Consider the following 349-nt stretch of genomic DNA (forward strand, 5'->3'; position numbering starts at 1 on the left):
TGTGCAGGATAGGTGGTGGGCTTTGAAGCGTGGACGCCAGTCTGCGTGGAGCCTCCCTTGAGATACCACCCTTGTTCTGCTTGATGTCTAACCGCGGTCCGTTATCCGGATCCGGGACCCTGTGTGGTGGGTAGTTTGACTGGGGCGGTCGCCTCCTAAATCGTAACGGAGGCGCGCGAAGGTTGGCTCAGAGCGGTCGGAAATCGCTCGTTGAGTGCAATGGCAGAAGCCAGCCTGACTGCAAGACTGACAAGTCGAGCAGAGTCGAAAGACGGCCATAGTGATCCGGTGGTCCCAAGTGGGAGGGCCATCGCTCAACGGATAAAAGGTACGCCGGGGATAACAGGCT

Annotated in this window: 1 rRNA gene; it reads left to right on the forward strand. The window is 58.5% G+C overall.

Features of this window, described 5'->3' with window-relative positions:
• Positions 1-349 (forward strand): 23S ribosomal RNA (locus A3764_RS00355); the annotation flags it as partial.

This window comes from Sulfitobacter sp. HI0129, from assembly GCF_001635395.1.
In the GTDB taxonomy this organism is placed as follows: Bacteria; Pseudomonadota; Alphaproteobacteria; order Rhodobacterales; family Rhodobacteraceae; genus Sulfitobacter.